This window comes from uncultured Methylobacterium sp. (assembly GCF_964242245.1).
In the GTDB taxonomy this organism is placed as follows: Bacteria; Pseudomonadota; Alphaproteobacteria; order Rhizobiales; family Beijerinckiaceae; genus Methylobacterium.
The window spans coordinates 8819-13742 of record NZ_CAXTBY010000107.1 but is presented as its reverse complement, the minus strand read 5'-3'; the positions used below and the strand labels follow the sequence as shown (position 1 = coordinate 13742).

Sequence of the window (4924 nt, the reverse complement as noted above, 5' to 3'; positions counted from 1 at the left end):
CGGTCAGGATGCCCGCAGCGGGTGCGCGGCGAAGAAGTCGAGCATCGCCCGCGAGGCGTCGGGCCCGCGCGGATCGGTGTAGCTGCCGCCCGCGTCGCCCCCGGACCACGCGTGGCCGGCGCCGCGCACCCGCCAGCTCTCCAGGATCACGCGGCCCGCGGCGTCGGCGTAGCGCGTGCGGGTGAAGGCGTGGCCCGCCCCCGCGAAGGTCTCGCGCGCGGGCGTCAGCGCCCCGGCGCCGGCCTGCGCCAGCACGAGGTCGGCGTTGCGGGCGCTGACCGTCGCGTCGTCCTCGCCGTGGAAGACGATGGTCGGGACGGGCACCCCCGCGGCGGCGCCGGGCGCGCCCTGCTGCATCGCCATCAGCGCGGAGCCGACATCGCGCGCGCACCCGGCCGCCAGCCCGGAATGGACGCCGACGGCGGCGTAGAGGTCGGGGAAGGCGCGCGCGACGTTGGCCGCCGCCGCCCCGCCCGCCGACAGGCCGGCGATGAAGACGCGGGCCGGGTCGATCGCGTGCTCGGCCATCACGGCCCGGGTGAGGCCGGCGATGATCGCGGCCTCGCCGGAGTCGCGGCGCTGGTCGCGGGGCTCGAACCAGTTCCAGCACCGCTGCGGGTTGGCGCGGCCGGTCTGCGCCGGGTAGGCGACGAACAGCCCGTCGCGCTCGGCCAGCCGGTTCATGCCGGTGCCGACGGCGAAGTCGTCGGGCGTCTGGTTGCAGCCGTGCAGCATCACCACCAGCGCCGCGGGGGTTTGCGGACGGCTCGGGATGAACAGCCTGTACTCGCGGCTGCCCGCGGGCCCGTTGAATGCGCGCGTGACGAAGGAACCGTCGCCACCCGGCGCCGGCCCTGCGGGGCGTCCGTGGATCGGGGGCACGGCACGGCCGCCCAGACCCTTCAGCACCGGCGCGACGCCGCGCCCGAGCCCGCGCACCACCCCGCCGACGGCCTCGCGCAGCCGCTCCGGGATCGCGGACGCGGCCGAGACCGTGTCCGACGCCTGCGCCGGCCGCGGCGCCTCGTCCACGCGCTCGGCCGTGAGGTCGAGGGTCGGCGGCGCGAGGCGGGCCTCGGAGGCGTCCGCGGGGGGCGCCGCGAGGTCGCGCAGGCTGCGCTGGATCAGGTCGGTCGCCTCGCCCAGGCGGCCCGCGCCCGTGAGCCGCGTCGCCTCCATCATGTCGGCGAACTGGTCGCGCATGCGCGTGGAATGGTCGGTCATGAGTTGTCCTGACTTGAACCGGAGACGATGCGTCGGGGATTGTTGAGGCGGCGTCAGCGCACCCGGTCGGCGAGCGCCGCCCTCACGGCGGGGCTGGCCTGGAGGCTGCCGAGCACCTCGACCGAGGCGATCGCCGCGCGGGCGAGGTCGGGGGTGACGTCGGCGGCGATGGTGGCGAGGCCGAGCACGCGGATGTCCAGCATCCGGCCCTCGGCGCGGGCCGCCTCCAGGGTGGCACGGTCGACGTGGCGCAGGCCGAGTTCGACGCTGCGGCGCGCCACCGACTGCCGGGTCACCTCGGCGTGGCGCTCGATCTGGTTGCGGATCGCGGTGCGGATGAAGTCGCTGCGGTTGGCGAACAGCCCCTCGGCGACGAGGAGGTCGACATGGCCGAGATCGACGTGGCCGAGGTTGATCGTGATCTTCTCGCTCTCCGCCACCCGGCCCGGCACCTTGGCCGGCACCTTGGGCCGCGCCACCAGATCCATCATCGCGACCATCCCGTCACCATCCGCACGGATGGTATATGGGGCGTGGATGGTGCGTTGCAATACATCCTTAACGCAGCGCAACAACGCGCGGATCGGACGAACGTTGCTCAGGCGGTGCCGTCCTCGCCGATGTAGTCCGCCCAGATCGCGCCCGCGCCGAGCCCGGCGCGGAACGCGTCGTGGCGCGCCCGCTCCTCGGCGGTCAGGCGGGACCGAGGCGCGGGCCGCGCGCGCACCGGGGCGCCCTCGGCCGGGACCGGCACGAGGCCGGAGGCCTGCACCGCGCCGAGGTCGAACCCGGTCTGCTTGCCGCCGAGCAGCTCGATGTAGACCTCGGCGAGGATCTGCGCGTCGAGCAGCGCGCCGTGCTTGGTCCGCCGGGTGGTGTCGATGCCGTAGCGGCTGCACAGGGCATCGAGGCTGTTGGCCGCGCCCGGGTGCTTGCGCCGGGCGACGGTCAGGGTGTCGACCACCGCGTCGAGCACGATGGGGGCCGGCGCCTTCGCCCCAAGGCGGGCGTATTCCATGTTGAGGAAGCCGACATCGAACGGCGCGTTGTGGATCACGAGGCGCGCGTCGCCGCAGAAGGCGATGAGCGCGTCCGCGATCTCGGAAAACGCCGGCTTGTCGGCGAGGAACGCGTCGGAGAGGCCGTGCACCTTGAAGGCGCCCTCGGAGACCGCCCGCTGCGGGTTGCAGTAGCGGTGGAAGGTGCGCCCCGTCGGGATGTGGTTGACAAGCTCGACCGCGCCGACCTCGATCAACCGGTCGCCGGTCCGCGCGTCGATGCCCGTGGTCTCGGTGTCGAGGACGATCTCGCGCGGGATGGCGTCTGGCATCGGTCCGGTCCGGGCGGTGGGGCGAGCCCACCGGATAGGATGGATTGGTTAACCGACCGCTCCGCTCGACCGAATCGGGCGGGCCGCGCGGCGCAGCCACGGTTTGTTGCTGACCGACCGGAGCCCCCTCACGCAGGGCCGCGCGTTCGGCGTCCTGTCGCCCAGGACGTGGTGGCCGGCCGAGAGGCTCGACCTGCAGGCCGGAGGGGACGGGACGTTCGGCGTCGCCCGGCCTCGGCTGTCCTTCTACCAGCCCTCGGCTTTTCTTCTACCAGCCACGGATACGAGGCCAGACGGCACCGACGCGGCCGCCGCCGTCGAGGACGTGGTAGCAATCGTGCTGCGCGCCGGTGGCGCAGGCGTGGTTGGGCAGGATGCGAACGCGCGATCCGACCGGCAGCTCCGGCAACGCCGCGCCGGAGCCCGGCCGCAGGGCGACGATGCCGTGCTCCTGGTTGGCGTCGGCGACGATGAGGTCCCGGTACGGCCGGCCCGAGAGGTCGCACACGACACCATAGCCTTGATCGACCGCCTGCTTGGCGGTCCCGCGATCACGCGACATCGCCATCCAACCGGCGTCGGTGATGATCCGGCCCCTGGCCCGCTGGTGCCCGATCACGGTGGCGAGCACGGACAGGGCGATGTCCTCCACCGCCACGGAGCCGACCCCGGCCTGATACAGGTCGCCGAACATGAACACGCCGGCCCGCACCTCGGTGATGCCGGCGAGGTCGCGGGCGTAGCGCGCGGTCGGCGTGGAGCCGACGCTGACCACCGGGCAGGGCAGACCGGCGGCGCGCAGGGCATCGGCGGCCGTCACCGCCGCGGCACGCTCGGCCTCGGCGGCGGCCGCGAGCGCCGCGGGATCGGTCAGGGCGTAGCTGTCGCCCGCGTGAAGCAGGACGCCGCGCACGGTGGCGCCGCCGGCCGTCAGGCGCCGGCCGATCGCCAGAAGCGTCGCCGTGTCGGTGGGCGCGACCCCCGAGCGGTGGCCGTCCGCATCCACCTCGATCAGGACCGGCAGGGCATCGCCGCCGCCGCGGGCGTGCGCGGCCACCGCGTCGGCCTGCTCCAGGCTGTCGAGGATGATGGCGAGATCGACGCCGGCCGCGCGGATGGCCGAGACGCGCGCGAGCTTCGTCGGGGCGATGCCCACCCCGTAGATCATGTCGCGCACGCCGCCCCCGGCGAAGTACTCCGCCTCGCGCAGGGTCGAGACCATGGCGGGCCCCGCGGGGGTCGTCATCGCGATGCGGGCCACGTCGAGCGACTTGGCGGTCTTGAGGTGCGGCCGGAAGGCGACGCCGAGGCGCGTCAGGTGTCCGCGCATCCGGTCGACGTTGGCCCGCACCCGCGCCTCGTCGAGGAGCAGGCACGGGGTCCGTAGCGCGTCCGGCGTCGTGCCTGCCGGCAGCGTCCGCGCTTCGTCGTCGGGACCGGTCGTCGGCATGGGGGGCGTCTCCGTCGCAGGCGTCGCGGCATCGTGCGCGGTTTCGCGCCCGATGAGCCCTGGGTCTGCGCCGCGCCGGCCTACCCGAGCCGGCACGGAATGCCCACGACGCCGGGCGCGCTGCGGGCGCACGCCTGCATCGCGCTGCGCGGGAACGACGAGGGCGTGACGCGGTGGTCCGTTCCTGGGCCTCGCCGGCCGGGGCCTCATCGTACGCCCGGACTGGGACGTTGCGGACGACCTTCGCGCCGGAAGGCTGGTTCGGCTCCTTCAGAGCTGCGACGGACCATCGCAGCCCTCCACTTGCAAACGGAGGGGCGGTTCCTGGCGCCGTGACTGCATCAGGTTCGGTCGACACCGCATTTCAGACCGACCCCCTTGTCGCGAGGCCGTCCACCCTGGCGCCTTCGGAGACCCATCGCAGGTTGCAGTCGCGGTGGACGGTGCGGCTTGCGAGGATGTCGTCTGCCGTCGGTTCGGGCGGGCGTGTCCAGTCCGCCGGATGGGAGGGATCGGTCAACCGATCGCGCGCTCGGGCAGGCGCGAGGGTGCGGGAACGGCGTGACCCAACTCGCGCGCCATCTCGATCCACGCCGCAATGGCGTCCCGGACGTTGATCAACGCCTCCTCCGGCGTCTCGCCATCCGATAGGCAGCCCGGAAGATCGGGCACCGTCGCGGCGAAGCCGCCGCCATCGTCAGCGGTCAGGGGCGAGATCACGACCGGGTAGAGGAGTTCGCTCATGGCGCGGCTCTGACTTTGTCGATGAACCGAACGAGGTCGCGGATGTAGCGCGCCTTGATGGGCCGCGCCGCGACGGGGGTCAACTTTTCCACCTGGGACGGATGACCGATCCGGTAGTGCGAGCCGCCACCGCGTGGCGGACGGCATTCGACGTTGAACTCGTCACAAAGAGCTTT

At 73.5% G+C, this 4924-nt stretch carries 6 protein-coding genes; all 6 read right to left on the bottom strand.

From position 1 onward, the window contains the following. Window positions 1-3: 3 nt before the first annotated feature. Entirely contained in the window at window positions 4-1224 is a 1221-nt protein-coding gene (locus ACFE8Y_RS17520; RefSeq protein WP_375465661.1) for an alpha/beta hydrolase family esterase, read from the bottom strand. Window positions 1225-1277: 53 nt separating this feature from the next. Then, complete coding sequence (locus ACFE8Y_RS17515) at window positions 1278-1715, bottom strand: CopG family transcriptional regulator (protein WP_375465663.1); 438 nt, start codon at window positions 1713-1715, stop codon at window positions 1278-1280. A gap of 107 nt (window positions 1716-1822) precedes the next feature. Further along, entirely contained in the window at window positions 1823-2554 is a 732-nt protein-coding gene (dnaQ, locus tag ACFE8Y_RS17510; RefSeq protein WP_375465660.1) for a DNA polymerase III subunit epsilon, read from the bottom strand. A 268-nt stretch (window positions 2555-2822) separates the two neighbouring features. Further along, complete coding sequence (locus ACFE8Y_RS17505) at window positions 2823-4004, bottom strand: alanine racemase (RefSeq protein WP_375465659.1); 1182 nt, start codon at window positions 4002-4004, stop codon at window positions 2823-2825. A 516-nt stretch (window positions 4005-4520) separates the two neighbouring features. Continuing rightward, a complete protein-coding gene (locus ACFE8Y_RS17500; protein ID WP_375465658.1) occupies window positions 4521-4748 on the bottom strand; it encodes a type II toxin-antitoxin system HicB family antitoxin in 228 nt (75 codons plus the stop codon). Further along, the coding region (locus ACFE8Y_RS17495) for a type II toxin-antitoxin system HicA family toxin (RefSeq protein ID WP_375465657.1) at window positions 4745-4924 on the bottom strand (180 nt) is incomplete at its 5' end. The genes ACFE8Y_RS17500 and ACFE8Y_RS17495, both read right to left, overlap by 4 nt.